The 25,907-nt window shown below is 60.7% G+C and carries 25 protein-coding genes; 15 read left to right on the plus strand and 10 right to left on the minus strand.

Annotated elements, in window-relative coordinates; translation table 11 throughout:
* Positions 1 to 10 precede the first annotated feature (10 nt).
* Genes LGT41_RS05965 through fghA form a run of 3 tightly spaced genes read left to right on the plus strand, consistent with a single transcriptional unit; the run spans position 11 to position 2,206 of the window.
* Positions 11 to 592, plus strand: coding sequence for an ATP-dependent Clp protease proteolytic subunit (locus LGT41_RS05965; RefSeq protein WP_337993026.1), 582 nt, complete (start codon positions 11 to 13; stop codon positions 590 to 592).
* A 2-nt stretch (positions 593 to 594) separates the two neighbouring features.
* Positions 595 to 1,365: an NYN domain-containing protein gene (locus LGT41_RS05970; protein ID WP_274129200.1), complete on the plus strand. Its 771-nt coding sequence runs from the start codon at positions 595 to 597 to the stop codon at positions 1,363 to 1,365.
* 4 nt (positions 1,366 to 1,369) lie between these two features.
* Positions 1,370 to 2,206 (plus strand): S-formylglutathione hydrolase, encoded by an 837-nt coding sequence (gene fghA, locus LGT41_RS05975; protein WP_274129201.1) that lies wholly within the window; start codon positions 1,370 to 1,372, stop codon positions 2,204 to 2,206.
* Here the strand turns inward: fghA and LGT41_RS05980 are convergent.
* The 4 genes from LGT41_RS05980 to LGT41_RS05995 all read right to left on the minus strand — a co-directional run bounded on the left by LGT41_RS05980 (position 2,203) and on the right by LGT41_RS05995 (position 5,892).
* On the minus strand, positions 2,203 to 3,576 hold the full coding sequence (locus LGT41_RS05980; RefSeq protein WP_274129202.1) for an MATE family efflux transporter: 1,374 nt from the start codon (positions 3,574 to 3,576) through the stop codon (positions 2,203 to 2,205). The two genes, fghA and LGT41_RS05980, sit on opposite strands and share 4 nt — an antisense overlap.
* 182 nt (positions 3,577 to 3,758) lie before the next feature.
* A complete protein-coding gene (smpB, locus tag LGT41_RS05985) occupies positions 3,759 to 4,235 on the minus strand; it encodes an SsrA-binding protein SmpB (RefSeq protein ID WP_274129203.1) in 477 nt (158 codons plus the stop codon).
* A gap of 60 nt (positions 4,236 to 4,295) precedes the next feature.
* Positions 4,296 to 4,916, minus strand: a complete 621-nt coding sequence (locus LGT41_RS05990) for a hypothetical protein (protein ID WP_274129204.1) — start codon at positions 4,914 to 4,916, stop codon at positions 4,296 to 4,298.
* An 85-nt stretch (positions 4,917 to 5,001) separates the two neighbouring features.
* Positions 5,002 to 5,892, minus strand: a complete 891-nt coding sequence (locus LGT41_RS05995; protein ID WP_274129205.1) for a LysR family transcriptional regulator — start codon at positions 5,890 to 5,892, stop codon at positions 5,002 to 5,004.
* Positions 5,893 to 6,026: 134 nt separating this feature from the next.
* Between LGT41_RS05995 and LGT41_RS06000 the strand changes: the two genes are divergently transcribed.
* Positions 6,027 to 6,275, plus strand: coding sequence for a YjiS-like domain-containing protein (locus LGT41_RS06000; RefSeq protein WP_274129206.1), 249 nt, complete (start codon positions 6,027 to 6,029; stop codon positions 6,273 to 6,275).
* Positions 6,276 to 6,519: 244 nt separating this feature from the next.
* Here the strand turns inward: LGT41_RS06000 and dapA are convergent, their stop codons facing one another.
* Positions 6,520 to 7,395 (minus strand): 4-hydroxy-tetrahydrodipicolinate synthase, encoded by an 876-nt coding sequence (gene dapA, locus LGT41_RS06005; RefSeq protein WP_274129207.1) that lies wholly within the window; start codon positions 7,393 to 7,395, stop codon positions 6,520 to 6,522.
* Positions 7,396 to 7,558: 163 nt separating this feature from the next.
* On the opposite strand from dapA, the gene LGT41_RS06010 reads away from it, so the two are divergent.
* The 5 genes from LGT41_RS06010 (at position 7,559) to LGT41_RS06030 (ending at position 14,699) form a co-directional block, all read left to right on the plus strand.
* On the plus strand, positions 7,559 to 9,532 hold the full coding sequence (locus LGT41_RS06010) for a lytic transglycosylase domain-containing protein (protein WP_274129208.1): 1,974 nt from the start codon (positions 7,559 to 7,561) through the stop codon (positions 9,530 to 9,532).
* Positions 9,533 to 9,591: 59 nt separating this feature from the next.
* Complete coding sequence (locus tag LGT41_RS06015) at positions 9,592 to 10,794, plus strand: pyridoxal phosphate-dependent aminotransferase (protein WP_274129209.1); 1,203 nt, start codon at positions 9,592 to 9,594, stop codon at positions 10,792 to 10,794.
* A complete protein-coding gene (locus tag LGT41_RS06020; protein WP_274129210.1) occupies positions 10,791 to 11,702 on the plus strand; it encodes a dihydrodipicolinate synthase family protein in 912 nt (303 codons plus the stop codon). Before LGT41_RS06015 ends, LGT41_RS06020 begins: the two co-directional genes overlap by 4 nt.
* Before the next feature lie 121 nt (positions 11,703 to 11,823).
* On the plus strand, positions 11,824 to 13,992 hold the full coding sequence (locus LGT41_RS06025) for a serine/threonine-protein kinase (RefSeq protein WP_274129211.1): 2,169 nt from the start codon (positions 11,824 to 11,826) through the stop codon (positions 13,990 to 13,992).
* 83 nt (positions 13,993 to 14,075) lie between these two features.
* Positions 14,076 to 14,699 carry an OmpA family protein gene (locus LGT41_RS06030; protein WP_274129212.1) on the plus strand — a complete coding sequence of 208 codons (624 nt, stop codon included), beginning with the start codon at positions 14,076 to 14,078 and terminating at the stop codon, positions 14,697 to 14,699.
* A 68-nt stretch (positions 14,700 to 14,767) separates the two neighbouring features.
* On the opposite strand, the gene LGT41_RS06035 is transcribed toward LGT41_RS06030, so the two are convergent.
* The 4 genes from LGT41_RS06035 to LGT41_RS06050 form a co-directional block, all read right to left on the minus strand.
* On the minus strand, positions 14,768 to 15,229 hold the full coding sequence (locus tag LGT41_RS06035) for a hypothetical protein (protein WP_274129213.1): 462 nt from the start codon (positions 15,227 to 15,229) through the stop codon (positions 14,768 to 14,770).
* Between the two features lie 17 nt (positions 15,230 to 15,246).
* Positions 15,247 to 15,969, minus strand: a complete 723-nt coding sequence (locus tag LGT41_RS06040) for a hypothetical protein (RefSeq protein WP_274129214.1) — start codon at positions 15,967 to 15,969, stop codon at positions 15,247 to 15,249.
* A complete protein-coding gene (locus tag LGT41_RS06045; RefSeq protein ID WP_274129215.1) occupies positions 15,939 to 17,510 on the minus strand; it encodes a caspase family protein in 1,572 nt (523 codons plus the stop codon). Before LGT41_RS06045 ends, LGT41_RS06040 begins: the two co-directional genes overlap by 31 nt.
* A gap of 77 nt (positions 17,511 to 17,587) precedes the next feature.
* Entirely contained in the window at positions 17,588 to 18,697 is a 1,110-nt protein-coding gene (locus LGT41_RS06050) for a peptidoglycan-binding domain-containing protein (protein ID WP_274129216.1), read from the minus strand.
* A gap of 169 nt (positions 18,698 to 18,866) precedes the next feature.
* Here LGT41_RS06050 and LGT41_RS06055 point away from each other — a divergent pair, with 169 nt between their 5' ends.
* A complete protein-coding gene (locus tag LGT41_RS06055) occupies positions 18,867 to 19,688 on the plus strand; it encodes a c-type heme family protein (protein WP_274129217.1) in 822 nt (273 codons plus the stop codon).
* Between the two features lie 28 nt (positions 19,689 to 19,716).
* Positions 19,717 to 21,039, plus strand: coding sequence for a serine/threonine-protein kinase (locus tag LGT41_RS06060; protein WP_274129218.1), 1,323 nt, complete (start codon positions 19,717 to 19,719; stop codon positions 21,037 to 21,039).
* Between the two features lie 25 nt (positions 21,040 to 21,064).
* On the opposite strand, the gene LGT41_RS06065 is transcribed toward LGT41_RS06060, so the two are convergent.
* A complete protein-coding gene (locus LGT41_RS06065; protein WP_274129219.1) occupies positions 21,065 to 21,916 on the minus strand; it encodes a M15 family metallopeptidase in 852 nt (283 codons plus the stop codon).
* 255 nt (positions 21,917 to 22,171) lie between these two features.
* On the opposite strand from LGT41_RS06065, the gene tssA reads away from it, so the two are divergent.
* The 4 genes from tssA (at position 22,172) to LGT41_RS06085 (ending at position 25,892) form a co-directional block, all read left to right on the plus strand.
* Positions 22,172 to 23,212: a type VI secretion system protein TssA gene (gene tssA / locus LGT41_RS06070; RefSeq protein WP_274129220.1), complete on the plus strand. Its 1,041-nt coding sequence runs from the start codon at positions 22,172 to 22,174 to the stop codon at positions 23,210 to 23,212.
* A 50-nt stretch (positions 23,213 to 23,262) separates the two neighbouring features.
* Complete coding sequence (gene tssB, locus LGT41_RS06075) at positions 23,263 to 23,772, plus strand: type VI secretion system contractile sheath small subunit (RefSeq protein ID WP_274129221.1); 510 nt, start codon at positions 23,263 to 23,265, stop codon at positions 23,770 to 23,772.
* A gap of 2 nt (positions 23,773 to 23,774) precedes the next feature.
* Positions 23,775 to 25,268, plus strand: coding sequence for a type VI secretion system contractile sheath large subunit (tssC, locus tag LGT41_RS06080; RefSeq protein WP_274129222.1), 1,494 nt, complete (start codon positions 23,775 to 23,777; stop codon positions 25,266 to 25,268).
* A gap of 84 nt (positions 25,269 to 25,352) precedes the next feature.
* Entirely contained in the window at positions 25,353 to 25,892 is a 540-nt protein-coding gene (locus LGT41_RS06085; protein ID WP_274129223.1) for a type VI secretion system tube protein Hcp, read from the plus strand.
* Positions 25,893 to 25,907: the final 15 nt, after the last annotated feature.

Genomic DNA, 25,907 nt, shown 5'->3' on the forward strand with positions numbered 1-25,907 from the left:
CAAAGGCAGAATGATGACCGACGAAACCGAAACCAAAGACGAAAAAGCCAGCACACCGGTTGAGCAGCTGTTTTTCAAAAGCCGCACGGTCATTGTGACCGGGGCGATCAATGACAAGCTGGCCAGCCGCACGGTCACGCATCTGCTGGCCCTGGCCGAAGAAAGCGATGACCCGATCAACATGTTCATTTCCTCGCCCGGCGGGCATGTGGAAAGCGGCGACATGGTGCATGACATGATCAAGTTCATCCGCCCCACCGTGCGCACGATCGGCTCGGGCTGGGTGGCCAGTGCGGGTGCCCTGATTTTTGTGGGGGCTGCGCGCGAAAACCGTTTCTGCCTGCCGAATACCCGCTTCTTGCTGCACCAACCCAGCGGCGGCATCGGCGGCTCGGCCTCCGATATCCAGATCCAGGCCGAGCAAATCCGCCGGATGAGCGAACGTTTCCACAAACTCTTCGCCGAGGCCACGGGCCAGACACCCGAAAAGATTGCCCAGGACACCAGGCGCGATTTCTGGCTGAACACCGATGAGGCGCTGAACTACGGGCTGCTCGGCAAGGTGATCAGCTCGGTAAATGAGTTGGGTTAGGCATGGCAACCGACCAGAACGGCGATGCACAGCGACGCCTGCTCGCCGTTCTGATTGATGCGGACAATATCAGGGCCGACATTGCCAGCGACATTTTTGACGAGATCGCGGGCCTTGGCGAGGCGGCCGTGCGCAGGGTCTATGGCGATTTTTCCAGCGCGAATATGAATGGCTGGAACAAGGCCTTTGGCGCACTCGCGCTTGTCGCGCATCAACAGCACGCCAACACAAAGGGCAAGAATGCCAGCGATATCGCACTGGTCATCGATGCGATGGACCTGATGCATACGGGCCGGTTCGACGGGTTTGTCCTTGTGTCATCCGATAGCGATTTCACCCGACTGGCCAGCCGGATTCGCGAACAGGGGCTGATCGTCTATGGCATTGGCGAACGCAAGACCCCCGAAAGTTTTCGTGAAGCCTGCAACCAGTTTATTTACGTCGAAAATATTGTGGACTCCGTGCAGGCTGACACGCCGGCAACGAAATCCGCGCGCAAGGTGAGCCCGCCAAGCAAGGCAGTGCCGATCATTCACCGCGTTTTGGCTGCAAGCGAGGCTGACGAATGGATGTCGCTTGGCGCGCTGGGGCAAAAAATCCGCGCGATGAAGTCGGATTTTGACCCGCGTGACTATGGCAAGGCCAAGCTGATCGACCTGCTCAAAGCTGTCGGTGCATTCGAGGTGGCGACGACGGGCAGCGTGCCGCGTGTGCGCATCAATCCCGCCCAAGCCCCAAAGCCGAAACCTGCCAGCGGCCAAGCCAAAGGATAGCCCCATGAAGACCATTTCAAAGAACCGTGCATTTGGCGGCACGCAGGGCGTTTATGCCCATCGATCCGATGTTTGCGATTGTGATATGACCTTCGCGGTTTACACCCCGCCACAGGCCGCCGAAGGGCCGGTGCCTGTGCTATGGTTCCTGTCGGGGCTGACCTGCACGCATGAGAACGCCATGATCAAGGCCGGTGCGCAGGCCCATGCGGCCGAATTCGGGCTGGCGCTGATCTTCCCCGATACTTCGCCGCGCGGCGAAGCTGTGGCCAATGACGAAGCCTTCGACCTTGGGCAGGGGGCCGGATTCTATGTAGATGCGACCGAGTCATCCTGGGCGGCGCATTACCAGATGGGCAGCTACATAACCCGCGAATTGCCCGAAATGCTGGCGCGCAACTTCGCCTTTGGCGATGCGCATGGCATAACCGGGCATTCGATGGGCGGGCATGGGGCGCTTACGCTGGCCATGAACAACCCCGGCCGCTATGCCAGCCTGTCGGCCTTTGCCCCCATCGCCAACCCGGTGGCAAGCGATTGGGGCCGCAAGCAGCTTGGCGCCTATCTGGGGCCGGATGAAAGCCTGTGGGCGGCGCATGATGCCAGCCTGCTGATGGCCGAGAAGGGTTTTGAGGGCACGGTGCTGATCGATCAGGGCACCGACGACCAGTTTCTGGACCTGCTGCGCCCCGAAGCCCTGGCCGCTGCTATGGCCGCGCGCCGCCAGCCCGGCGTGTTTCGGATGCAGCCGGGCTATGACCATAGCTATTTCTTCATCGCCAGCTTCATGCGCGACCATATCGCCCACCATGCCGAGGCATTGTGGGCTGTGATGGACTAGCGCGCAAAGAATAGTCCGCGCCTGCGCCCGTGTTTGCGCGCGGTTTGCGCCAGCACAGCAAGTGTAAGCAGCAGGAGCAGCGCCTCGGATATCGGGGCAACACGCCAGATCCAGGCCTCGCCCAGCAGGCGGGGCAGGATTAACGTGAGCGGCAGCACAAAGAGATAGGTGCGCGACAGGCCGAGAATGGCGGCGCCGGACGCTTCGCCGATGGCTTGAAAATAACCGCCAATCATCATCAGCGGGCCTGCGAGAATGTAGAGCGCGGTCATCGCGGGCATGATGCGCGCCACCTCGTCAATCACCACGGTTTCCGACACAAAGGCCGCGCCGATCTGGCGGGCGCATAGGTTCAGCACCAGTTGCGCAAGGGCCGAATAGACCAGCGCCACGGTGATGGCGATGCGCAGGCTGTCATCAGACCGCTGCCACATCTGCGCGCCGAAATTGTTGCCGGTGATGGATTGCATGGCAAAGCTCAGGCCAAGCAGGGGCAAAAACATGAAGGTCTGGATGCGGGTGACAATGCCGTAAGCCGCGATTGTGTCGGCCATGCGCGGGGTTTGCACCAGTTGCAATGCGGCGATAATCGCCGCCGCCCCCAGCGCGATGCCCATGAAGTTCAGGCTGGGCGGTGCGCCAAGTGCAATGATCCGCCGCCAGCCTGCAACAAGGCTGTTTTGCATCAGGGCCGACAGGCGCAGCACCGTGCGCCCCCACAGGCGGAACACCACCAGCACGCCAAAGGCCAGGCCTTGCGCCAATGCCGTGCCATAGGCCGACCCGGCCACGCCCATATCAAGCAGGGCAATCAGCACATAGTTGCAGGCGATATTGGCCAAGGCCACCAGCACCGAAACCAGCGCCATGAACCCGATCCGCCCTTCGCAGCGCAGCGCATCGGAGTTGAGCGCCAGCACAAAGGCCAGCGGCGTGAACATGACGATGATGCCGATATAAAGCGCGCCCATCGTTGCCAGCGCGGCATTGCCGCCCGCGATGAGCAGCACCAGCGGCGCGCCAAATTGCCAGAAAGCCACAATCAGCAATGCGGCAATGAGCAGCGCCAGCCCATGCGCACCGGCAAAGACGCGCTGCGCCGCATTTATGTGGCCCGCGCCCAGATGGCGCGCCAGAATGGAAGACATGCCGCTGGCCACCAGTGTCGCCAATGCGGTGATGAACATGTAAAGCGGAAACATCAGCGTAACCGCGCCCAATGCCGCCGCACCAACATAATGGCCCAGAAACAGCGCATCGGCAACGGCAAGCAGCCCGTTCATGCCCATCACCAGAATGATGGGCAGGGCGGTTTTGGCAAAGACCGCGCCGAGCGGGCCGTGCGTATAGGGGTTTTGGGGGGTCGACATGATCCCGCGCTCTTTCAACAGTCTCGCAAATTGGCGGCGGCGTGCATTGCCAACCCGGCGATAGGCGTCAAGGGGGGGAAACGGTTTTACCGGCAGGGCTTCACCAAGACAAACGTCTGCACACGGCGGGGGCCTGCACCCTTGCGCATGGGCTAGCGCCAAGGGGTTGGCCTGTCAAGCGCCTAGCCGCGTTCGCGCAGCAGCCGGCCCTGTTCGCGCTTCCAGTCGCGCTTTTTCTCGATGTCGCGCTTGTCGGCCAGTTTCTTGCCCTTGGCAACGCCGATCAGCAGCTTGGCGCGGCCCTTGTCGTTGAAATACATTTTCAGCGGCACCAGCGTCATCCCCTCGCGCCCGATGGCATTGGCGAATTTCACATATTCGCGCTTATGCACCAGCAGCTTGCGCTTGCGGCGTTCCTCATGGCCAAAGGTGCGGCCGTGGTCAATGCTGGGGATATGCGCGTTGATCAGGTAAAGCGCGCCATCTTCAACGCTGGCATAGCTTTCGGCGATATTCACCCCGCCGATGCGCAGGCTTTTCACTTCCGAACCTTCAAGCATGATGCCGCATTCCAGCGTATCTTCAACGGCATAGTTATACCGTGCGCGCCGGTTCTCGGCGACGGTCTTGTTGTTCGGGTCTGATTTCTTACCTGCCATACTGGCGCGGATGTAATGCCGCGCGCCGCCAAAGTCCAGTGGCAGCGGCGCGCGGCGGGTTCAGGCGGGCAGGCGCGCGGCCTCGGTCATGCGTTTTTTCAGGCTGGCAACGGATGTCATCATTTTTTGCAGCACGGCATGGATGCGCTTGATCATCGCCTTGATAACCTTCATGAAATCGAGCTGCGCGATGATGGTAACAACTTCGGCGAATATAGTCTGGATCGCCGACATTACGCCGCGCAGCGCGCCAACAAGCTGTTCGACCGGGCGCACCCAGTCCAGAAGCGTTTTCATGGTGGTGACGATCATTGTGATCGTTGTTTCCAGAACCCGCTGCGCAATGGTCCAGGCGCGGATGATGGTGGCCAGCACCTTGCTGCGCACCGCCTTGAGCAGGTCGCCGATTGTCTTGGCGACAAGGCGCAGCGCCTTGGGCACGGTCTTGACCAGGGTCTTGAGGCATTTCTGCAGACCCTTTGCCACCGAACTGACCAGATTGGGCACAAAGCTCTTGATCCGGCTGAGCTTGGAGACAAGCAGGTTGATCGCGCTCTGCACCGGACCAAGCAGCGCCAGAACGCTGGTTGCCAGTCCGCGCATCTTGTCAAAAACCTTGCGCAGCAAGAGTATTTCTTTGTCGATTATCTTGACGAGCGTGTCGGGATCGGGATCGGCCATTTTGTAAATTTCCTAGGTTTCAATGCGCATAACCTAGCATATTTGGTGAGTCGCGCCAATCATCTGCCAGCGTGTGGCGCAGGTGCTAGCCCTTCTGGAACTGCGCGGCCAGATAATCAATGAAAACCCGGATTTTGGGGGCCAGATTGCGCTTGGCGGGAAAATTTACCGCAACATCGGCATGTTGCTGGGTATACCACGGAAACAGGCGGACAAGCTCGCCCGACGCAATTTTATCGGCAACCAGATAGGTGGAAAGCCGCGCGATGCCCAAGCCCGCAAGCGCCGCCATATAAACGGCATTGCCGCTATTGCCTTCAAAATTTCCAGAGGCGTTTACATTATGGGTCACCCCTTCATATTCGGCGCGCCAGGCGTTGCGGCCAATGCCGTTGGATGTGCGCAAACAGTTGAAATTTTCCAGGTCTTCAAACGAATTTGGCGCGCCATAGCGGGCAATAAAGCTGGGCGCCGCGCAGATAACCCGCTCGTTCTTCATGATTCTGCGGGTCATGACATCGGGGTGGGTAAGCTGTTCGGCATAGCTGATGGCGGCGTCAAACTTTTCGGCTTCAAGGTCGACATGCCGGTCGGTCAGCTCGAGCGAGATCTTGATGTCCGGGTAAAGCTCTAAAAAGCGCGGCAATGCTGGAATGAGCTGCGCCTTGCCAAAGGCAACGCTGGTGGCAACGCGCAACTGCCCCTTCGGGGCCGCCCCAAAGGCCAGAACCAGCTCTTCCGCCTCTTGCACTTTTTCAGCAACCGCGCGGCATTTTTCATAAAAGGGCTGGCCGTCTTCGGTAAGCGAAATTCCGGCTCTGGTGCGGTGCAGCAACCGATAGCCGACATGGTCTTCCAGATGGCTGATTTGCTTGCTCAGCGCCGAGGGGGTTTGCCCGCTCGACCTTGATGCGGCAGAAATGCTGCCGGCCTCCACAACACGCACAAAAGTCAGCATTTGCGACGATACGTCCATATTATCCTGGCATCCTTTCCTGTTGGGCAACGCCCCTATGCGCATTGAGCGTGTTTGATCGCTGCGAATATCGCGCTACTACTACCGCAGTGCAGCATAAATATTGCAGCGCAGCAAACAGAAAAGGTGGCACCATGCAGATCGCAAAAAACAATACGCTCGGCTGGGCTATGCGCGGGCCGAATACCTTGGCCGCAAAACTTGCGCGCAGCCTTGCCGGCATTCCAGTGGCGGTGCGGCGCAGGGCGCGCCTGCGCGCCACGATCAATGAAATGTCAAAACTGTCCGACCGTTCGCTGGCCGATAATGGCTTTGCGCGCGACGACATTCCCGCGATTGCCGCAAGGTCGGTCGCGCTCGAATTCAACACGCATAACGTATAAGGAGGCCGCCTATCAATCCAACTGTATCAGTTACCCGATGATCGTGGCGAACACACGACATCGAAGATATCGGACCTCGCTCCTCCCAGGGTAAATCCGATATCAACGCGCATCGGCGCTCGCTCCTCCCAGAGTAAAACCGATGCGGAATAGACGACGGTTTGTTCCTCCCAGAACCCGTTTCTTTCTTGGCCGGCCGCTTCACCCATCCCGAAGCTGCCGGCCCTTTTTGTTCGCGCCGTCGCTAGTTGATCAGCCCGGCATGGCGCATCGCGGCTTCCAGTTCTGCCTTGGTTTCGGGCAGGGCGGTGGTCAGCGGCAGGCGCACCTCGTCGCTGCATTTGCCAAGCAGCGACAGGGCAAATTTGGCCCCCGTCACGCCCGGTTCGCGGAACACGGCCTCGTGCAGCGGCATCAGACGGTCTTGCAGGCCAAGCGCGGCTGTGTAGTCTCCCGCTGCCATTGCGGCCTGGAATTCGGCACATAGGCGCGGGGCGACATTGGCGGTCACCGAAATGCAGCCAACCCCGCCCTGGGCGTTGAAGCCAAGTGCCGTGGCATCCTCGCCCGAAAGCTGGATGAAATCCGGCCCGCAGGCCATGCGCTGCCTGGAGACGCGCGCCAGATCGCCGGTGCTGTCTTTCACGCCGACAATCCGCGGCAGGCGGGCCAGTTCGGCCATTGTCGCGGGCAGCATATCGACCACCGAGCGGCCCGGAATGTTGTAAATGATGATCGGCAGGCTACAGGCATCATGCACGGCGGTGAAATGCGCCACCAGCCCGCGCTGGGTGGGTTTGTTGTAATAGGGGGTGACAACCAGAATGCCATCGGCCCCCACGCTTTGCGCATATTGCGCCAGCGCAATCGCCTCGGCTGTATTGTTGGAGCCTGCACCGGCAATAACCTTCACGCGGCCCGCAGCGGTTTCCACGATGATTTTCACAACTTCGCGGTGTTCCTCGTGGCTGAGCGTGGGGGTTTCGCCCGTTGTGCCAACCGCCACGATCCCGTTGCTGCCCTCGGCGATCTGCCAATCGACCAGCGCCTTCAGCGCGGCCTTGTCCACTTTGCCATTTGCAAAAGGGGTGACAAGCGCGGTGAGTGAGCCAGAGAACATCGGAAAGCCTCGTAAGGTTGGGCCGGGCGGTAAAATCGGCGGAAAATTGACCAAGGCGAACGCTATACAGAAATTTGAGCGGCGGGCAAGCTTTGGTGCCGCGACAATATGGCGGCGACATGGTATCACATGCCCAAATCATATAAAATCGAGGCCGGGCACAATGATGATGATGAGGAAATTGAAATTTCGGGCGGCTGGTCTGGGCCTTTCGCTGGCATTGGCGGCGGGCGGGGCGACGGCGCAATCGCCGCAGGAAAACGGCGCCGCCTTTGCGCCCGCTCTGGCTGCGGCCAATGCCGGGCGCTGGGAAGAGGCGGTCAGCCTGGCCGCCGCAAACCCCGACGATATCGCCGTTGAAATCATCGACTGGATTCGCTTGCGCGCCGGTGAAGGCAGTTTTGCGGAATACGAGCATTTCCTGACCGAGAATGCCGATTGGCCCGGCCTGCCGCTGATGTCAAAGGTCTCGGAAAGCGAAATTCCCGAAGGGCTGGCCCCGGCGCGGCTGGAGACCTATTTCGCCGCCATCGCCCCGCAAACCGCAACCGGCATCATGCGCCTGGCCGATGCCCGCCGCCGCGATGGCCGCACCGAAGATGGTGCCGTGCTGATCGCCGAAGCCTGGCGCAGCATGGAGCTGAGCAGCGATGACGAGGCCGCCATGCGCAGCGCATGGCCGCAAACCACCAGTGCCCAGGATGCCGCGCGGCTTGACTGGCTGTTGTGGAAGCGCGACAGGGCCGCGGCCGAACGCTATCTTGAACGGGTCGATGCCCCGACCCGCCAGCTGGCCGAAGTGCGCATTGCCCTGCAGGCCGATGCCAGCGGGGTGGATGCGCTGATTGCCGCGCTCAGCCCCTCCCAGCTTGCCGATGGCGGGCTGGCGCGCGACCGGTTTGATTGGCGGATGCGCAACGGCTATGAGGCCAGCGCGCTGGAGCTTCTGGACAGTGTCAGCATGTCGGCCGCCAGCCTTGGCCGCCCGGCATTCTGGGCCGGAACGCGGCGCAGCCTTGCACGGCAATTGCTGCGCGAAGGAAATGCCGAACAGGCCTATCGCGTTGCCGCGCAGCACCAGCTGAGCAGCGGTAACGATGATTTTGACGACCTGGAATGGCTGGCCGGCTATATCGCGCTTACCCGGCTGGACCAGCCCCGCGATGCCGTGCGCCATTTCACCCGCTTTCAGGGGGCGGTCTCCTCTCCCATCAGCCAGGGGCGGGCCGGATATTGGCTGGGTGTGGCCGAGCGCACGGTGGGCAATGAGGTGGCCGCCGCCGCCGCCTTTGCCAATGCCGCGCGCTACCAGACCAGTTTCTACGGGCAATTGGCCGCAGTCGAGGGGGCCGTGGCCGCCGATGCGGCCCTGACCGGCCCCGCAACCCCGATTGAATGGTATGATGCGGGCTTCCTGACTAATGATTCCGTGCGCGCCGCGATCTTGCTCTATTTCGCGGGCGATGTGCTGCAATCCCACCGTTTCATGGCGCATGAAAGCGAATCGCTCAGCCCGGATGACGCCGCCAAACTGGCGCAGCTTGCTATGGAAATGGGAATGCCACAGGCGGCGCTGAACATCGCCAAGAACCATGCGCGCAACGGCGATGTGATCATGTCGGCCTATTATCCTCTGGCCTATTGGGACGTGGCGGATCTGCCTGTGCCGGTGGAGCTTGCTCTGGCAATCATCCGGCAGGAAAGCGAGTTTTATACGCGCGCCATCAGCAGCGTGGGCGCACGCGGGCTGATGCAGGTCATGCCCGATACGGCGCGCGAGGTCGCAGGGCGGCTGGAACTGGATTATGACGCGGATAGGCTTTTGTCGGATCAGGGCTACAATATCCAGATTGGCAGCGCCTATCTGGCGGAACTGCTGGAGCGCTATACCGGCTCATACCTGCTGGCCGCCGCCGCCTATAATGCGGGCCCGACACGGGTAGACCGCTGGATCATCGACTATGGTGATCCGCGTATCGGCGCCGACCCGATCATCTGGGCCGAAAGCATCCCCTTCTCTGAAACCCGCAACTATGTGCAACGGGTGATGGAGGCGGTGTTCGTGTTTCGCGCAAGGCTGACGGGCGAAGTTGGCGCGCAAAGCCTGCCCGCCGATTTGCAGCGCGGGCGAAGCTGATCCCGCTTGAAGCCCGTAATGGCCTGTGCCACGATCCGCGCGCGAATTCAGGGGGATTTATGGCATTTCTGGCAGACAGGCTGGCGGCGGTGAAGCCATCGCCCACCGTGGCGATTACCGCGCGGGCAGGGGCGTTGAAGCGCGAGGGGCGCGATATTATTGCGCTAAGCGCGGGTGAGCCGGATTTTGATACGCCCGCCCATATTGGCGCGGCGGGCAAGGCGGCGATTGATGCGGGCAAAACCCGCTACACCGCGCCCGACGGGATTGTGGAGCTTAAGGAAGCGATTGCGCGCAAGTTTGCGCGCGAGAATGGGCTGACCTACGGCCTCGACCAGATCATCGTCGGCACGGGCGGCAAACAGGTGCTGTTCAACGCGCTGCTGGCCACGCTGAATGCGGACGACGAGGTGCTGATCCCCGCGCCCTATTGGGTGAGCTACCCCGATATCGTCGAGATGTGCGGCGCACGCCCCGTGGTGCTGCCCTGCCCGGCGGAACAGGGCTTCAAGCTCAGCCCCGCGGCGCTGGAGGCGGCGATTACCCCGGCCACGAAATGGCTGATCTTCAACTCGCCCTCCAACCCCACGGGTGCTGGCTATTCGGCCGACGAGCTGCGCGCCATCACCGATGTGCTGCTGCGCCATCCGCATGTGTGGATTCTGTCCGATGATATGTATGAACATATTGCCTATCCAGGTTTTACCTTCGTAACCCCCGCGCAGGTGGAACCGCAGCTTCATGGCCGCACACTCACGCTCAACGGTGTGTCCAAAGCCTATGCGATGACCGGCTGGCGCATCGGCTATGCGGGCGCACCGAAGGTTTTGATTGATGCGATGCGCATGGTGCAGGGGCAGTCGACGACCAACCCTTCGAGCATTTCGCAATGGGCGGCGGTGGCGGCGCTGGATGGGCCGCAGGACTATATTGCTGAAAGCTGCGCGGCGTTTTTGCGGCGGCGCGATCTGGTCGTGGCGGCGCTGAACGCGATTGACGGGCTAAGCTGCCCCACGCCCGAAGGCGCGTTTTACGTTTATCCAAGCATTGCGGGGCTGATCGGCAGGCGCACGCCAAGCGGCGTAGAAATCGCCAGTGACGCGGATTTTGTGCGCGAATTGCTCGAGGCGACGGGCGTCGCCGTTGTGCATGGCGCGGCCTTTGGGCTGAGCCCGCATTTCAGGGTGTCTTATGCTGCGGCCGATGAGGTTCTGGCTGATGCTTGCGCGCGCATCGCGCGGTTTTGCAAGGGTTTGACATGACGCTTCCCAAGGGCATTGTCGCCCCGATTCTGACCCCGTTCAATGATGATCTGCGCATCGCGCATGACCTGTATCTGCCCCATGCCAAGGCGCTGCTCGAAGGCGGCTGCGGCGGCCTGTCGCCCTTTGGCACCACGGGCGAGGCGCTTTCGGTGGCCAGCGCCGAGCGGGTTGAGGCGATCAAGCGGCTCATCGCAGGCGGCGTGCCCGCCCATAAGCTTGTGCCGGGCACCGGGCTGACAAACCTGCCCGAAACCGCCGATCTGTCGCGCAAATGCCTGGATATGGGCTGTGCGGCGGTGATGGTTTTGCCGCCTTTTTACTTCAAAGGTGTGCCAGAAGACGGGCTTTATGCCTATTTTTCTGCGCTGATTGCCGCCATTGGCGATGATGCGCGCATCGTGCTTTACCACATTCCGCAGGTGGCGGGTGTTGGCATTCCGGCAAGCCTTGCGGCGCGGCTGCGCGCTGATTTTCCGGCGCAGATTGTCGGCATCAAGGATTCCTCGGGTGATTGGGAGAATACTGCCGCCCTGCTTGAAATTCCGGGGCTGGCGGTGTTCCCCGGCTCGGAATTGCCAATGATCGATGCGCTGGCGCGGGGCGCACGCGGCACGATTTCCGCCACCGCCAATATCAACCCCGAAGGGCTGGCCGAGGCTTTTGCGCTGTGGATTGCCGGTGATGGTGCCGGGGCGCAGGCGCGGCATGATGTGAACCGCGCGCTTCGCCTGCTTGTGCAGGGCGGCACGCAGATCGCCGATATGAAGCGGCTTCTGGCGCTGGCCAAAGGCGATGCGCGCTGGGCCAATACACGCCCGCCCCTGCTGCCCACAGCCGCCGATGCCGGGGCTGCGCAGCTTGCAAAACTGCGCAGCGCGTTCAACCTGCCGCTGCTGCGGGGGTAATCGCGGCCATAAACCGTGCCGCTGCGTCACTTTTATACGCCAAATCGCTTGGCAGGTTGCGGCGCGGCCCTATAGTATCGGGCGAACCCGATAACAGCCAACCAGCCCAAGGAGCCCGCCGGTGAACGAGTCTGAAACCAGAGGCACGTTGCAGCCCGGCGAGATTTTGAACAACACCTATGTGATTGACATGCTCGTCGGGCTTGGCGGCACGGGCGAGGTGTATCGCGCGCATAACAAGGTGACGGGCCGGCTTCTGGCGGTGAAGATTCTGCGGCGCGAATTTGCGGCGGATGAGAATTTCATCAACCTGATGCGGCGCGAGGCTTCGGTCTTGCACGAGGTCGTGGATGATGCGGTGGTGCGCTATTACGACCTGCTTGAAAGCGACACGCATGGCGGGTTTGTCTTTCTGGTGATGGAGTTCATCGAAGGCCCGTCGCTGGCGCAGATCATCAAGGAAAAAGGGCCGATGGCCCCGGCTGACCTGATGAAAATCGCCGGGCGCGTGGCCAAGGGTTTGAAGGCCGCGCATGACAAGAAGGCCTTCCACCGCGACCTTTCGCCCGACAATGTGATCTTGCGCGACAGCTCGCCCGACAAGGCGGTGCTGATAGATTTTGGCATTGCGCGCGATGTGAACGAGAATGCGCAAACCGTGGTGGGTGACGGGTTTGCCGGCAAATACCAATATGCCTCGCCCGAGCAGATGGATGGCAAGGTCGATGCGCGCTCGGACCTTTACAGCCTTGGCATTACCCTGCTGACGGGCTTTCGGGGCAAGCCGATGGGGGTTGGTGCCTCGCTGATGGAAATTGTCCAGACCAAGATGAAGGCCGTGGATACATCCGACATTCCCGAACCGCTTGGCGGGCTGATCGCGCGGCTTGTCGCCCCGCGCCCAGAAGACAGGTTCCAATCGGCCCTTGCTGTCATACAGGCGTTGCGCAGCGGGGCACCCGCCCCGGATAGTGAAGCAACGGTGATCGCGCCGCGCGTGACCACCACGCCGGGGGCGTATCAGTCGCAAACCGGGCGCGGCGCGGTAAGCCTGCCCGCCGAGCCGACATCGACCGGGCGGAAGGGTGGCGGGCTGAAATGGCTGTTCGTGCTGCTGCTTTTGGGGGCGATTGGCGGTGGCGGCTGGTATTTTGGCCTTGGCCCCGGCAAGGAAATGGTCTTTGGCCCGCAATTCCCCATTGAAGAGAACTGGCAGTTTGAAGCGCGCTTCGCCGGGGGAAATTTGCAGGTGCAGGGTTTTGTGCAAGGCCCGGAGGCGGCGGCAGAACTGCGCAGCGCACTTGGCCTGGCCACGGATGCGGGTGATCTGCAAAACGCCTCGGGCGCGCCGATTTCCGATTGGGAGACACGTCTGGCCGCCCTTGTCGCCGCGGCCCGCCCCCTGCCGGAATGGTCGCTCGCCGTTGACGGGTTGAACGCAAGGATAGAAGGCACTGCACAGGATGATGCGCAATCGGACGCAGTAAGCGCCGGCCTGCGCGCCGCCGCCACATCAGCGGGCATGACCGTGAGCATTGCTTTGCGCAGCGAAAGCCAGCCGCTGGCGCTTGCCGATGTTGAAGCCGCCATAAAGCGCTATGAAACCTGCGGCCCGTTGCGCCCCTCGGGCGGTGATGGCGTGGCGCTGCAGGCCACGGACCGGCTTGCCGTTTCGGGCATTATTGCACGTGAGGGCGATATCGACGTGCTGCGCACGGCGCTGGATGATGTGCTTGACGGGCGCGCGGTTGACTTTAACCTTGCGGTGCTGAACGAGCCGGTCTGTCTGGTCGACAATCTGCTGCCAAGCCGGTCGAGCATTGTTGTAAACCTCGATTTTCTTTACGGAGACCGCGAGGGCGAGGCGCGCGACGGGGTTTACTATCTGGGCGAAAACCCGGTGATCGACGTGACATTGCCCGCCAGCGCCGTGGGCTATCTGACCGCGTTTTACGTGGATCAGGAGGGTCAGGTGTTTCACCTGCTGCCGCATATGGCACGCCCGGAAAACAACCTTGTGCGCCTGGGTGAGATTGATGGCGCGCTGCGCCGCGTGCGCCTGACATGGCCGGTCGCCGAGGCGTCGACATCGCAACTGGGCTTTAACGTGGTCGAGCCGGTGGGCACGAATATGGTTGTGGCCATCGTCAGCGACACGCCCCTGTTCGACCGGCTGCGCCCGCGCGCGGAATCGGTTTCGGCCTTCATGGATGCGTTTCGTGAAAAAGCTGCGTTCTTGCAGCTTGGCACAACGATGGTGACACGGCGTTATCTGGTAACAGACAAGTGACCAGGACAGGGGTAATTTTGCATACCCCCTGTTTTATGGCGTAAAAATACCCTATATTGGGCGGATTGAAATGGAGAATTACAATGGCGAAATGGCGACTTTATAGCGTAGCCTGCGTTGCTGCATTTAGCGCGATGACGGCCCAAAGCATTGCCCAGGAAATGACCGCAGAAGATATTCTGGCCCTTCTGCAGGCCCAGCGCGAGGCCTTGGCCGAGACAAGCACAATCAACCTTGGCACATCGCGCACGCTGGAATTTGTAACCGAATCGACCCCTGAAACCGATGCCGGCATTTCGGTTGGCACCGAAGTTGCGGGCGATGCGCAAGCCGTGGCCGCCGGTGATGGCGCCGCAGCCCTGCCCGAAGAGCTGGTGCTTGATTTGACGATTTTCTTCGAGTTTGACTCGGCCCTGCTGAAACCGGAATCGCGCGAGCAGGTTCAGGCCCTGTGCAGCGCAATCCAGACCGCGGGCGGCGAGGGTAAATACCAGATCATCGGCCATACCGATGCGGCCGGATCGGTGGAATACAACCTGTCCTTAAGCACGGCGCGCGCGCGCGAAGTGGTGCGTTATATGATAGACAGCTGCGGCATTCCCGCCGATCGGCTGGAAGCGGTTGGCATGGGCGAGGCGCGCCTGAAAGACCCGGCGAACCCGGACGGTGATGTGAACCGCCGTGTCGAAATTCAGGTTCTGTTGTAACCAGACGCGCGGCTGAAACGCCAAAACCCGGCGCGGCCAAAGCCAGCGCCGGGGTTTTTGTATCCGCCCTAGCTTGAAAGCCGTGCAAGATCGGCTGAAAGGGCGCGGGCATTGGCGATTGCGGCCTGCAAATTCGCCAGCCGCTCGGCATCATTGGCGCCACCGGGCGAGGCGTTGACCACCGCATTGACGCGCGTGACCATCGAGGCCGGAATGGCAACACCCGAACTGCGCAATTCTGCCTGCTGGTTGGCGATTTGAATGCGCAGACGGGTCAGCTCGTCGCGCAGTTGGTCTATCTGCACGCCGACCGAGGCGGTTTGCGCCGCGACGCTGGATTGCTGTGCAGCAAGGGCGGCGGCGCGGGCCTGTTCGCTATCCACATCGGCCTGACGCTCGTCGACCCGAGCCTGATAGCCCCCGCCCGCAAGGCCAGAGACCCCGTTGAAAAAGCCACCAGCCGCCGGATCATCGGAGGTGGCGCAACCGGCAAGGAGCGCAAGCGCCACCGGGATGAGAACATGTTTCATTTGAAATCCTTTCAACGTCAAAGCTGTGTGGCCAGCGCGTCGGCCACGGCGCGCATCTGGGTGATACGCTCGCTCAGCGCGGCAATTTCCGCATCCGAGGCCGGGTCGGGCTGCGCGCCGGCGATCAGGCTTCGGCTTTGGCTAAGCTCGGTGCGCCGGGCCTGTGCGCCTTCCAGCGCGCGCTGCATCTCGTTGAGGTTGGCGCGCGCTTCGCTCACCTCACGCGCCAGTGCCGCAGATTCACCCGATGACGCGGCAACCGCGGCGCGCAGGCGGTTCAGCTCTTCGGTCTGGTTGGCCAGAACCACCCGCATGACCGAAAGCGTCGCCTCGGTTTCGGCGTTGTTGGCGCGCAAATCGGCGCGCACGCGTTCAAGCTGGTCTTCGCGCGTGGCGTATTGGTCTTGCAGATAGGCCACATAGCTGCCCGCAGCGCCCCCCAGCACGGCGCCGGTTGTAAACGCGCCGGCAAAGCCCAGATTGGTTCCGCGCGTCCGGTTGCCGACCACAAAGTTGAGCGCGGCCCCCGCAAGGCCACCGGCGGCAATCGCCTCGACGACGGTGCGCTGCATGGCGGCGGCACGTTCACGCAGCTCCACCTCGGAGGCGGTTGCCCCCTCGGGTGCGGTGCTTACATCGGATGCATTGGTATTTCCAAAGCTCACCGCGCAGCCCGCAAGCGGGGTTGTTCCAACCAGAATGGCAAGGGTCAGGTTTTTGGCAGAAAGTCGATAAGCCATGCATATGTTCCTTTGTTTTCTGGGGTTAGCCCCTGCACATGGCGAACGAATTGTTCGGCATCGCGGGCGAGTCTTTCCTGAAGCCGGGACAGGCCGCCCGATGTTCCCTGCACGTCCATCAGATCGTAGGTGATTTCGTCGGGGAAGTTTTCATAGGCGTTGTCAAGCAGGCTTTGATAGTAGGTGCGCGTCGCGTCGAGCCGGGCCAGCACCTCGTTTTGCGATGCGGAAATGGCATCGACATCGGCGCGGGCCTGTTGCAGCAGCGGCAGGGCATCGGGGTTGCTGGCGGCGATATCTTCGATCTGGCGCAGCGCATCGCGCGCAATCGTCAATGTGCGGTCTATGGCTGACAGCGCCACAATATCGGTGCGGATCTGCTGCGCCGTGGTCGCGGCCAGAAACATGGTCATGCGCGCCGCATCGACATACAGCGTTTCCGGCGTAGCGGTTTCGGGGTTCAGAAGCTGGGCGCGATACACATCGAAAGCGCTGGTCAGGCTGTTCTGGGTGACGATGCTCAGGCTGCGCGTGTCGGTCAGAAAGCCAAGGGTTTCCAGCGCGGCCGCCACGCGGGTCGGCTCGGCATTGGCCAGAATTTCGCCGCTGGTCTGGCCCGCGCGCGACCCGGAAAGCCGTGCCTGTTGCAGCATCCGGATACGATCTTCGGCAAACTGGCGGAACATGCCATCGGGAAAATCGGCAATATATGCCTCGAACGGCTCGATATCGCTGCGCACCGAAATTTCGCGCCAGACCTGCATTTCGCGCGCCGATGCGACATTCACCGCCGGTGTGTCCCCCGGATTGGCGAAATAATGCTCACCCAGGGTTGCCTCTTCCACCCAGGGCACCTGTGCGCCGCGTGTGGCGAGAATCACCTCCTGGCGGACCCGTCCGAACATCAGCCGTGCTTCAAGCCCGTCAGTTGGAAGATTGTTGGCCAGCGCCTCGGCAAAGACCGAATTGTTGCCCGCCCCGTCATAGGCCACATTGCCCGGATCGGTGGAATAGGCAAGAAGCAGCCCCGCGCCGCCCTGGCTGCGCGCCAGCCCCTTGGGCACCGTGCCGGCTTCAACAAACGGGTTATTGCGACAGGCATCGAGGATGATAATGCCGATTTCCGGTTTGGCAACGGTTAGCACGTCGCGGACCGCGCCCATTGGCAACCCCCCGGCCAAAAGGGCATCAACATCATTGCCCGAAAAATCGCGCCCGATCAGGTAGTTGGAACCGTCAATCTGCACACCGTGGCCGGCATAAAAGAACACGGCCATTTCGGCCCCTTCAGCGGCAGCGCCAAAATCGTTTATGGCGGCCTGCATCCCGTCGCGGTCTTCATCCGTTACGACGGTGACATCAAAATCGAGGTCGCGCAGCGATTGGGCCAAAAGCTCTGCATCATTGACCGGGTTGCGCAGGCTCAGGTCGGGATTGTCGTAATTGGAATTGCCGATCAGCAAAGCAACACGGTTTGCGGCATATGCACCGGCTGGCGCCGTTGCGATAAGCAGCACCAAAACTATTCGCTTCAAAAACATCTGGTCCGCCCAAGGCTAATAAAAAGCACGAAATGCCCGATGATACACCCCGGCACGCCAAGTGCCAAGCAGCACGTCTAATGAAACGCGGCAAATTGGTCTTCGGTCAGAAGCCCGGTCGGCTCTGCGCCGATAGATTCCTGATAGGCCTCGATGGCGCTTTTGGTCTGGCGGCCGAACAGCCCGTCGATCAGCCCGCGATAAAAGCCAAGCGCGCGCAAACCGCGCTGGATTTCGCGCTTGTCGCTGCGCGACAGGTTGTTTTCGAACGCTTGCAGCTCTTCGAGCGACACGGCGCGCGGCGTTGCACCGGCGGGCGCGGTTTGCTGGGCGGCCAGTTCTTCGGCGCTGACCTGCGGCAGGCCGGCAGTATTGCCATTTTCGGGCGCAGCTTCCGGGGCGGATTCCTCTGGAGCGGGTGCCTCTGCGGCGGTTGCCGGGGCGGTCGTGGTTTGCGGCTGCGTGGTGGCCGGTGGTGCTGCGGGCGGGGCCGGGGTTTGCGTGCGGCTCACAACAGGCGGTGCGCGCAGCACGACCGGGCGCGGCAGGGTCTGGGATTGCGTGACATCGTTGATGCTGGTCAGCGTTGCCATCATGTCACCAAGCTCGACCGTGGGTTTTTCAAGGGCAATGGCCAGCGCGGCGATGGCGCTATCGGCCGCGCCCTGGGGTATGAACACAATCGGGGCCAGGCCGTTGCGCGGGCCGGGCGCGGCGCTGGCTTGCGTGGCACCGCTGGGAACAGTGCCGCCAAAATCCTGTGCGCCCACCATGACCAGCCCGCCATTTCCGGCCAAAGCCGCGGCGCGTGCAAAGGCCGAAAGCGGCACGGCACGGGTGAGCAGCGCCGAGGCGCGCGGCAAGGTCAGCCCGCGCGTGGCCACAAAGCCGCGCTCGCCCAGTTTCAGGATCGGGGCATCGATATAGATAATCACCACATCTGATTCGAGCGCAATATTGGCAAAGCTTTGCAACAGGGCGCGCATTTCAGAATCACTTGGGGCGGCCACGATCTTGGTTTCGGCATTCACCCCTTGCAGCGCCGTTGCAAGCCGTTCGATGCGGCTGTTGTCGGCATCGGCCGAAATCAGCACGGCGACAACGCGCGGCGCATCGCTTTGTGCATAGGCTGAAACGCCAAGGATCAGGGTTGAAAATGCAAGGCAAAGGATACGTAGCAAAGGCATGACAGCTCCAGATAATGACCGGATTCCTGGTGCAGGCGGAATCCGTGCTAGCGAAATTCGACAAACTCTAATACACATCGGCACTATAAGATACCGTCGGACAGGATAGTTGCAAATGCGTTTGCGGACCAAATTTAACCTCGTTCTTGTAATTGCCTGTTTGATCGGCATGACAACCGCGTCATATTTTGCCTATGTCGCGGCGCGCAAGAATGCGATTGTCGAAATTGAAAACGAGATTGCGATTATTCGCGGCAATGCGCTGGCCGTGCGCGCCTATACCTCGACCGGGGTCGCCCCGCTGCTGGCCGCCGATAACGACATTCTGTTCCTGCCACACCGCGTGCCGTCTTTTTCGGCGCAAACGGTGTTTGCACAGTTCCAGGGCAGCTTTCGCGACTACTACTATAAAGAGGCCGCGCTGAACCCGACCAACCCCGATGACCTGGCCGAGCCCTGGGAGGCCGAGCTGATCAACCAGTTGCGCGACAATCCCGATCTGGCCTCGGTGTCGGTCGAGCGCGAGGTCGACGGAATCGGCCCGGTGCGTGTTGTGGCCTTTCCGCTGAAAGTCGGCGCGGAATCCTGCCTTGAATGCCATTCCGACCCGGCGCTTGCCCCGGCGGCGATGGTCGATCTTTACGGCACCGAAAACGGCTTTGGCTGGCAATTGGGCGAAACCATTGGCGCACAGGTCATCTATGCGCCGCTGACACTGGCCGACACCCGCGCCAAACAGCTGATCATCGTGCTGGTGGCCACCGTGCTTGGGGCATTCTCGATTGTCATCATCGTGATCAACGTGCTGCTTTCACGTATTGTTATTCGTCCTGTGACAACTATGTCCAAAATGGCCGAACAGGTCTCGCTGGGCGATTTCTCTGCACCCGATTACGTCAAGCCGGGCAAGGATGAAATTTCCTCGTTGTCTGTGTCGTTCAACCGGATGCGACGCTCGCTTGATTCGGCCATGAAATTGCTGGACGACTAACGCGCATACGCAGAAATTTGAGGTGAACATGCCTGCGGAACAGCCGCAAAGTGTCGGGAAATACCGTGTCGATTCGGTATTGGGCGAAGGTGCAATGGGCGTGGTCTATAAGGGCCATGACCCGGATATCGACCGCACCGTGGCCATCAAGACCCTTCATGCGCATCTGATGAGCGATAGCGAGCGCGCCGCCTGGCTGGAACGGTTCGCGCGCGAGGCGCGCGCCGCCGGGCGCGTGCTGCACGGCAATCTTGTCACGATTTTTGATTATCTGGAGCAGGATGCGCAGCCCTATCTGGTGATGGAATTCATCGAAAGCGAAACCGTGGGCGACCGCCTTCGCCGCCCGCCCCTGCCGCCGCTTGGTGAAGCGCAGTCGATCATGGTGCAGATGCTGGCCGGGCTCGATGCGATCCACGGTGCTGGCATCATCCACCGCGATGTGAAGCCCGCCAATGCGCTGCTTTTGCCCGATGGCCGCCTGAAAATTGCCGATTTCGGTGTGGCGCGGGTCGAATCGCTTGGGGCGACCTATGGCGGCATGATCGGCACGCCCGATTACATGTCGCCCGAACAATTCGCCGGCCAGCAGGTTGATGCGCGGGCCGATCTGTTTGCAGCGGGCGTGATTTTCTTCGAGCTTCTGACCGGGCGCAAGCCGTTTCAGGCCTCGGGGCTTGGCGAGCTGAGCCAGAAGGTCATGTCGGGCAATGCGCTGGCTTTGCTCGACATTGCACCGGAGCTGCCGCAAAGCCTCGATGACATCATGCGCCGCGCGCTGGCGGTGGAGCCCGCCGCACGTTTTGCCACGGCGCGCGATTTCGCCGCCGCGATCAACGCAGCCATGCGCACGCTCGACGCGCAGGCAATGGAATCGATGGAGCGCACGATTGTGGCCGCCCCGCGCAGTGCCGCACCCGCCGCGCCAATGTCACAGACAATGGCCGATCTGATGCCGCGCTCGGCGATGGAAAAGATCGAGCGGCTTTTGGCCGAACAGATCGGCCCGATTGCCAAGCATCTGATGCGCAAGGTTTCCTCCAGCACTTCGTCCACCGACCAGTTGGTTGACAAGCTTTCGGCCGAGATCACCCCCGAGCAGCGCGAAAAGTTCCGCAATGCGGTAAAGGCGATGCTTGGCGGGTCGCAAACCCAGGGCGGGCTGGGGCTGGATGAGGCCACGCTTGATGCGATGACCCAATATCTGCTGCCGCATCTGGGGCCTATTGCCAAGGTGCTGGTGCGCCGCACGGCCAAGACCTGCCGCAACCGCGCCGAGCTGTGCGAAAGCCTTGCCGGGCATATCGACAGCGACAGCGCGCGCCGCGCATTTCTCAGCGAAATGGGCTAGTTACCGGCCCTTTTTGGGGGGCTGATTACTGGGGCGCGGGCGCGGCCCCTGACATGATCGCCGCCACCGCAGCCTCATCGGGCAACAGGCCAAGGCGGCGCCATTGCTCGACCTTTTCGCGCGAAACCTCGAAATGCATCGAATCTTCGCGGCCAAAGCCCGCCCCCCAATACCAGCCCTCGCGCTGGAAGAACTCCGACAGCAGAATCAGGCCCAATTGGGTGCGGTCATCGCCCAAAGTATCGGTCACACCGTCGATATTGAGGTCGAGCGACAGCCCGAAACTATGGGTGGATACCGAACTGTCCGAGCCACGGATAAGCCGCACGCACAGGCTGCCGGCAGAACGGATGCGCGCATAAAGCTCGGGTTCGAAAATTTCGACATTCTTGAACACCTGCCGCAGTGAGATGATGGCCGGTTCCAGCATCTGCACATTGATCGGCCCCACATTTTCGGTGCGCAACATGCCGGACAGAACCGGGTTGGTCATGGTCTGGCAATCTTGCGTCAGATCGGTGCGGGGTGGACCGAACAGGCTGGTCAGATAGCTTGGCGATGCGGTCGACATCCCCTCGTTCACCTCGCGACGGTCGGCGATCAGCACGACTTGCGCAAAGGAGTCTTGCAAACTGTCCGATGCGACGGGCGCATCCGAAAAGGTGATGGTCTCATCCCCGCCAACGCCGCGCTGTTCGAGCATTTCAACCTGCTGGCGCAAATTGTTGAAATCGATCGTCAAATCACGCAGTGCCGTTGAAACCTGCTCGAGATCGGCGCGTGTGGCGGTATCGCGGCCCAGCAAATAATAGGCACCAAACCACCCGGCAGGTGCCGTAACTATTGCAAGCGCAATCAAAACCAGTGCCCAACGCATAAACCGCTCCTCTGAAATTCACGCGCAGTCTAGCGGCCCGGCAAGGGACTGTCGATACGATGAGGCCCGATCAGCGCGCGCCAGACAGGAAATTGCGCATAGGGCAATGCGCAAGGATTGCAAGGCGAAGTTGGCCGCGGCGGTGAAAATTTTGTGGAATAAAATGCTTTCCCAAATTGGCAATTTCCGCTTAGGATAGCCGCATTATGGCGGATTTCCGCCCAACAATAATTTCTGCCCTAGGGGAACGTCGGCTTGAATATTGATGTAGAAGCCCTCATCGCACCGTTTGACGGGGACTCGCCTTGCGGCGAAGACCTGGAATATGACCCGGATTTTGTCGAGCTTGAAACCCTGGCCAAGCCCAAGGATGAACAGCAGGTTGGCGATGCTGTTATCGCGGGCGAAGCGGTTGACTTCAACGATGTGGGCAAGCGCGCGCTGGAGCTTCTGGGCCGCAGCAAGGATTTGCGCATTGCGGTAATTCTGGCCGAAGCGGCACTGCATACCGAAGGTTTTGCTGCGTTCGGCAAGGTCATGGAGTATATCGACCGCGCGCTCGACATGTATTGGGACACGGTGCATCCCATGCTCGACGCCGATGATGACGATGACCCGACCATGCGTGTGAACGCCATTCGCGGGCTTGTCGGCACCGATACCGTGCTGCGCGCCGTGCGCTGGGCGCCGCTGACGCTTTCACGCGGGATGGGCCGCTTCGGTCTGCGCCATGTGCAGGTGGCCGAGGGTGAAAACCCGCCCGCCGCCGATATGGACGAGGTGCCGACCACGGCGATCATCAACGGTGCCTTTGCCGATACCGACCCCGAGCAGATGGATGGCATCCGCACGGGCATTGCGAAATCACGCGATGCGCTCAAGCAGCTTGGCAAAACGCTCGATGCGCGCATTTCCAGCCAAAGCCCCGATCTTTCGGCGCTCGACAAGCTTTTGTTCAAGGCCCAGGGTGCTGTGAACAAGGCGCTTGGCGGCGGTGAGGCCGAGGCCCCGGCAGCCGGCGATGATGCCCCGGCCACGACCGGCGGTGGCGGCCCGCGCCCGACCGGCGGCGGTGGTGGTGGCGCAATCGCTTCAAACGATGATGTAATACGTGCGATTGATCGCATTTGCGAGTATTATGCCCGTTATGAGCCTTCAAGCCCGGTGCCGCTTTTGATGCAGCGCGCGCGCAGGCTTGTTTCGGCAGACTTTATGACCATCATGAAGGATATGGCTTCGGGTGGCGTGGAACAGGTTGCAACGATCAGCGGGATTAGCGAGTCCAGCGACTATTAAGTAATTATAAGCCCAGGGATCGGGCGACATATCAGGAAGGAGACTTTACAATGGCTGGCAGCCAAAAGTTTATAGCGAGAAACCGCGCCCCACGCGTGCAGATCGAGTATGATGTAGAAGTTTACGGCGCAGAAAAGAAGATGCAGCTGCCATTCGTGATGGGCGTGATGTCAGACCTTTCCGGCAAGTCGGAAGAGCCACTGCCCGCCGTGGCAGACCGCAAGTTTCTGGAAATCGACATCGACAATTTCGATGATCGCATGAAATCCATGAAGCCGCGCGTGGCCTTTTCGGTGCCCAACACGCTGACGGGCGAGGGCAATATGCCTGTCGATATCACCTTTGACAGCATGGACGATTTTACCCCCGCCTCGATTGCGCGCAAGGTCGAGCCGCTGCGCAAGCTGCTGGAGGCGCGCACCCAGCTTTCCAACCTGATGACCTATATGGACGGGAAAACCGGGGCCGAGGATTTGATGGCGAAAATCACCCAGGACCCGGCGCTGCTGAAGGCGCTGGCCGCCACCCCGAAACCCAAATCTGATGCGGCGGAGGAATAAGAATGGCTGAAGCTGAAAAACAAGCCGAAGGTGGGGCAACGAAAACCATCTTTGCGAATGAGGAATTTGCAGGCCTGCTGCAAAAGGAGTTTCGCCCGAAATCCGACTCGGCGCGCACTGCGGTTGAACAGGCGGTAAAAACCCTGGCCGAGCAGGCGCTGGCCAATACGAATCTGGTATCGGATGACGCGCTGAAGACCATCGAAGGCATTATCGCCGCGATCGACAAGACGCTGACCGCACAGGTGAATGAAATTCTCCATCACGAAGATTTTCAGAAGCTGGAAAGCGCCTGGCGCGGCCTGTCCTATCTGGTGAACAACACCGAAACCGACGAAATGCTGAAAATTCGCGTGCTGAACATTTCCAAGAAGGATTTGGGCAAGACGCTGAAAAAGTTCAAAGGCACCGCTTGGGACCAGTCGCCGATTTTCAAGAAGCTGTATGAAGAAGAATATGGCCAGTTCGGTGGCGCGCCCTATGGCTGCCTGATGGGCGATTACTATTTCGACCATTCACCGCCCGATGTGGAACTGCTTGGCGAGATGTCGAAAATCGCCGCTGCGGCACATGCCCCCTTCCTGACCGGGGCCGAGCCGACATTGTTCCAGATGGATAGCTGGTCGGAGCTTGCCAATCCGCGCGATCTGACCAAAATCTTCCAGACACCGGAATATGCCGCATGGCGCAGCCTGCGCGAAAGCCAGGAAGCGCAATATGTCGGCCTTGCCATGCCGCGCTTCCTGGGCCGTTTGCCCTATGGCTCCAAAACCGACCCGGTCGAGGATTTCTCGTTCGAGGAAGACACCGATGGCTCGGACCATTCCAAATATGGCTGGGTGAACGCCGCCTATGGCATGGCCACGAACATCACGCGTTCGTTCAAAATGTATGGCTGGTGCACGCGAATCCGCGGTGTTGAAAGCGGCGGCACGGTTGAAAACCTGCCCACGCATACTTTCCCGTCGGATGATGGGGGCGTGGACATGAAATGCCCGACCGAGATTGCGATTTCCGACCGTCGTGAGGCAGAGCTTGCCAATAACGGCCTGATGCCGCTGATTCACCGCAAGAACTCGGATATGGCGGCCTTTATCGGCGCGCAATCGCTGCACAAACCCGCCGAATATGACGATCCGGACGCGACCGCCAACGCCAATCTTGGTGCGCGTCTGCCCTATCTGTTTGCCACCTGCCGCTTTGCGCATTATCTGAAATGTATCGTGCGCGACAAGCTCGGCTCGTTCAAAGAGCGCGAAGCCATGCAGAACTGGCTACAGGAATGGATCAACAACTATGTTGATTTCAACGCCGACATTTCGTCGGAAGAGGTAAAGGCTGAAAGACCGTTGGCCGCTGCTGAAGTGGTCGTCGAGGAGGTCGAGGGCAACCCCGGTTATTACTCTTCGAAGTTCTTCCTTCGCCCGCACTATCAGCTGGAGGGGCTGTCAGTTTCGCTACGTTTGGTTTCGAAACTACCGTCAGAAAAAGGCTGATTATGAACTGGGCCCGGGGGTTCGCCCCCTGGTCCGCCGCAACCGTAACATTAACGGATACGACCATATCACAGGAGAGATATCATGGCATTTGACGCATTTGCATTTTTTACAGCCAGTGCTGACAAAGACAAGGTTCCCGGCGAAACGCTTGACGCTGGCTACAAAGACAAGGGCGCATGGGAGCTGATCAGCTTTTCCTTCGGCGCCGAAAACGTGATCAATATCGGTTCTAGCTCGGGCGGCGGTGGCGCTGGTAAAGCCACCTTCAAAGAGTTCAGCATGACCAAGAAAACCGACACAGGCTCGCCGGGCATTTTCCAGCAGCTCTGCGTTGGCCGCCATTTCGACGAAATGCTGGTCGAGCTTCGCCGTTCCGGCGGTGCTGCCGATAAATCCGGCGCGATCTTCATGCGCTTCTCCTTCAAACACGTCATGGTGCAAGACATTGAATGGTCTGGCTCGGACGGTGATGACATCTGCGAAGAAAGCATCACCTACCAGTATGGCGCGATGAAGGTCGAATACATCCCGCAGAAGGTGGATGGTTCGATGGATACCGGCAAAACCAAAAAAGCCGAATGGAGCCGCGTGCTCAACACTGCGAAATACGCGGTCGCCTAAATCTGATTGCGGCGG

The organism is Abyssibius alkaniclasticus (assembly GCF_020447305.1).
GTDB lineage: Bacteria > Pseudomonadota > Alphaproteobacteria > Rhodobacterales > Rhodobacteraceae > Abyssibius > Abyssibius alkaniclasticus.

What these genes read in the sequence shown, in the direction of transcription:
- LGT41_RS06060 (WP_274129218.1), top strand. Translation starts at nt 19,717, where the DNA reads ATGCCTGCGGAACAGCCGCAAAGTGTCGGGAAATACCGTGTCGATTCG.
- LGT41_RS06045 (WP_274129215.1), bottom strand. Translation starts at nt 17,510, where the DNA reads ATGTTTTTGAAGCGAATAGTTTTGGTGCTGCTTATCGCAACGGCGCCA.
- tssB (WP_274129221.1), top strand. Translation starts at nt 23,263, where the DNA reads ATGGCTGGCAGCCAAAAGTTTATAGCGAGAAACCGCGCCCCACGCGTG.
- LGT41_RS06030 (WP_274129212.1), top strand. Translation starts at nt 14,076, where the DNA reads ATGGCGAAATGGCGACTTTATAGCGTAGCCTGCGTTGCTGCATTTAGC.
- LGT41_RS06065 (WP_274129219.1), bottom strand. Translation starts at nt 21,916, where the DNA reads ATGCGTTGGGCACTGGTTTTGATTGCGCTTGCAATAGTTACGGCACCT.
- LGT41_RS05970 (WP_274129200.1), top strand. Translation starts at nt 595, where the DNA reads ATGGCAACCGACCAGAACGGCGATGCACAGCGACGCCTGCTCGCCGTT.
- LGT41_RS05990 (WP_274129204.1), bottom strand. Translation starts at nt 4,916, where the DNA reads ATGGCCGATCCCGATCCCGACACGCTCGTCAAGATAATCGACAAAGAA.
- smpB (WP_274129203.1), bottom strand. Translation starts at nt 4,235, where the DNA reads ATGGCAGGTAAGAAATCAGACCCGAACAACAAGACCGTCGCCGAGAAC.
- tssC (WP_274129222.1), top strand. Translation starts at nt 23,775, where the DNA reads ATGGCTGAAGCTGAAAAACAAGCCGAAGGTGGGGCAACGAAAACCATC.
- LGT41_RS06035 (WP_274129213.1), bottom strand. Translation starts at nt 15,229, where the DNA reads ATGAAACATGTTCTCATCCCGGTGGCGCTTGCGCTCCTTGCCGGTTGC.
- LGT41_RS06010 (WP_274129208.1), top strand. Translation starts at nt 7,559, where the DNA reads ATGATGATGATGAGGAAATTGAAATTTCGGGCGGCTGGTCTGGGCCTT.
- LGT41_RS06085 (WP_274129223.1), top strand. Translation starts at nt 25,353, where the DNA reads ATGGCATTTGACGCATTTGCATTTTTTACAGCCAGTGCTGACAAAGAC.
- fghA (WP_274129201.1), top strand. Translation starts at nt 1,370, where the DNA reads ATGAAGACCATTTCAAAGAACCGTGCATTTGGCGGCACGCAGGGCGTT.
- LGT41_RS05965 (WP_337993026.1), top strand. Translation starts at nt 11, where the DNA reads ATGATGACCGACGAAACCGAAACCAAAGACGAAAAAGCCAGCACACCG.
- LGT41_RS06050 (WP_274129216.1), bottom strand. Translation starts at nt 18,697, where the DNA reads ATGCCTTTGCTACGTATCCTTTGCCTTGCATTTTCAACCCTGATCCTT.
- LGT41_RS06040 (WP_274129214.1), bottom strand. Translation starts at nt 15,969, where the DNA reads ATGGCTTATCGACTTTCTGCCAAAAACCTGACCCTTGCCATTCTGGTT.
- LGT41_RS05980 (WP_274129202.1), bottom strand. Translation starts at nt 3,576, where the DNA reads ATGTCGACCCCCCAAAACCCCTATACGCACGGCCCGCTCGGCGCGGTC.
- LGT41_RS05995 (WP_274129205.1), bottom strand. Translation starts at nt 5,892, where the DNA reads ATGGACGTATCGTCGCAAATGCTGACTTTTGTGCGTGTTGTGGAGGCC.
- dapA (WP_274129207.1), bottom strand. Translation starts at nt 7,395, where the DNA reads ATGTTCTCTGGCTCACTCACCGCGCTTGTCACCCCTTTTGCAAATGGC.
- LGT41_RS06000 (WP_274129206.1), top strand. Translation starts at nt 6,027, where the DNA reads ATGCAGATCGCAAAAAACAATACGCTCGGCTGGGCTATGCGCGGGCCG.
- LGT41_RS06055 (WP_274129217.1), top strand. Translation starts at nt 18,867, where the DNA reads ATGACAACCGCGTCATATTTTGCCTATGTCGCGGCGCGCAAGAATGCG.
- LGT41_RS06015 (WP_274129209.1), top strand. Translation starts at nt 9,592, where the DNA reads ATGGCATTTCTGGCAGACAGGCTGGCGGCGGTGAAGCCATCGCCCACC.
- LGT41_RS06020 (WP_274129210.1), top strand. Translation starts at nt 10,791, where the DNA reads ATGACGCTTCCCAAGGGCATTGTCGCCCCGATTCTGACCCCGTTCAAT.